Origin of the sequence: Streptomyces sp. UH6, from assembly GCF_013421635.1 — a bacterium.
GTDB lineage: Bacteria > Actinomycetota > Actinomycetes > Streptomycetales > Streptomycetaceae > Streptomyces > Streptomyces abyssomicinicus.
On the sequence record NZ_JACADT010000918.1, the window covers coordinates 1 to 2295 of the forward strand.

A 2295-nucleotide genomic window follows, 5' to 3' on the forward strand; every position below is an offset into this window, starting at 1 on the left:
GAGCCGGAGCCGGAGCCGGAGCCGTGGCGGGTCAGGCGAGCTGCTCCGGCAGGTCCGTCGCGTGGGTGACGACCAGCCCGGAGACCGCCCGGGTGAGGGCGACGTACAGGCGGCGCAGGCCGGTGCGCTCGTCGGGCTCCCCGTCGACCACGGCCCGTGGCTCGTCGAGCACGACGTAGTCGTACTCGAGGCCCTTGGCCAGCGAGGCGGGGACCAGCGTGAGGCGGGTGTGCGCCGTCGTCTCCTCGCCGGGCCCCAGGTACCCGACGCCCGCCGCGGCCAGCGCCTCGGCCAGCACGGCCACCCGCGCGTCGGCCGCGATGAGGCCCACCGACCCCTCGTTGCACAGGAGTTCACGGCAGGCCGCGACGACCGCCTCCGCCCCGTCCACCCGGCGGATGTCGAAGAACCCGGGGTTCTCCCGGACCGACGCCACCGGGGTGAGCCCCGGTGCGATGTGCGGCAGCAGCCGTGAGGCGTACGTGATGACGTCCGTCGGCACACGGAAACCGGCGGTGAGCTCCTCCACCACACCCTCCGGCTTGCCGAGGTGCCGCAGCGCCTCGTCCCAGCTCCGCGTGGCCCACGGCGTCGTGCCCTGGGCGAGGTCCCCCAGCACCGTCGCGGAGCCGGTGGTGCACCGGCGGCCCACCGCCCGGTACTGCATGGGCGAGAGGTCCTGGGCCTCGTCCAGCACCACGTGTCCCAGCGAGGACGTCCGCTGCACCAGGTCCGCGGCCTCGTCGATCAGCACCGCGTCCGCCGCCGACCACTTCGCGGACCGCACCGACCGGGCGGGCCTCGTCCACAGCAGCAGCTTCTGCTCGTCCTCGCCGAGCACGCCGTCCGCCTGTTCGGCGAGGAACTCCGGGTCGGAGAGCAGCCGCAGCACCAGCTTCGCCGGGTCGACCGGCGGCCAGATCGCCTTGACGGCCGCCTTCACCGCCGCGTTGCGGGCCACCGCGTCCTGCACCCGGTCGTCCGGGGCCTCCCCGGCCTGCTCCATCCGCACCAGCACCGCGTGCGCGATGCGCTGCGGCAGCGCCTCCCGGGCGGCTCCGTACCGGATGTCCCGGGCCAGCAACTCCTGGACGATCTCCTCCAGTTCGTACGCAGGGACGCGCCACCGCCGGGAGCCGCGGACCACCACCAGCGACTCGGTGGGCATCGTGACGTGCGACCGGACGGCCCGCCGCAGCACCTCGGCCAGCCGCGCGTCGCCCTTGAGCAGCGCGGTGGCCGGCTCGTCGGCGCCGCGCACCTCGACCCCGGAGACCTGGGCGACCAGGTCGTCCACCGTGGCCTGCTTGACCTCCAGTTCGCCCAGCGCCGGCAGCACCTGCTCGATGTAGTGCAGGAAGGAGCGGTTCGGGCCGATCACCAGGGTCCCGGTGCGGGCCAGCCGGTCACGGTAGGCGTACAGCAGGTACGCGACACGGTGCAGACCGACGGCCGTCTTCCCCGTGCCGGGGCCTCCCTGCACGCAGACCGTGCCGCCCAGACCCGAGCGGACGATCTCGTCCTGCTCCGGCTGGATGGTCGCCACGATGTCCCGCATGGGGCCCACGCGCGGCTTCTCGATCTCCTGCTGGAGCAGCCGGCTGGTGGTCTCCGCCTCCGCCGGGTCGGTCAGGTGCTCGTCCTCGTACGCGGTGAGGTCACCGCCCGTGTACCCGAAGCGGCGGCGCAGCCCGACGTCCATCGGATCCTTGCGGGACGCCCGGTAGAACGGCTGCGACACCGGGGCGCGCCAGTCGATCACCATCGGGTCGCCGTCCGCGTCGTGCACGTGGCGCCGCCCGATGTAGAACCGCTCGCCCTCGCCCCCCTCCGCCCGGTCCGCGCCCGGCGCGTGCAGGTAGTCGAGGCGGCCGAAGAAGAGCGGGGTGTCGCTGAGGTCGGCGAGGGCCTTGATCCGCTCGTCGATCTGGCGGGTGAGGACCTCCGCGTTCACCCAGTTGGCGGTGACGTCCCGGATGTCGAGGGCTTCGACGTCCTCCCGCATGGCCCGCAGGGCGGACCGGGAGGCCGCGAGGTGGGCCCGTTCCCGGGCGAGCGGGTCGTCGGACGGACTCGTCGGACTCGGCGGACTCGTCGGTCTGGTGGACGGGCTCGATGGGCTGGACACGGCATGCCTCCGGTCGTACCTGATGGTGTGCGGTGACGGCCGCCGGGGCGCGAGCGCGCGGGGGCGGCGGGGCCGGCCGGTTTCCGTCCGGTCGGCGGCACTCCGGGTCGAGGCGCGGAGGCGGGGAGACGCGGGATCTTACGCCCTCGCCGGGGCGCGGGGCCAAT

The 2295-nt window shown here is 74.3% G+C and carries 1 protein-coding gene; it reads right to left on the bottom strand.

The window, feature by feature from the left end:
- Positions 1–31: 31 nt before the first annotated feature.
- Positions 32–2005 (bottom strand): ATP-binding domain-containing protein, encoded by a 1974-nt coding sequence (locus HW445_RS27535; RefSeq protein WP_218957440.1) that lies wholly within the window; start codon positions 2003–2005, stop codon positions 32–34.
- Positions 2006–2295: the final 290 nt, after the last annotated feature.

Bases quoted from the DNA above. Each gene is read 5' to 3' on its own strand.
- HW445_RS27535 (WP_218957440.1), bottom strand. From the start codon at position 2,005: ATGCGGGAGGACGTCGAAGCCCTCGACATCCGGGACGTCACCGCCAAC.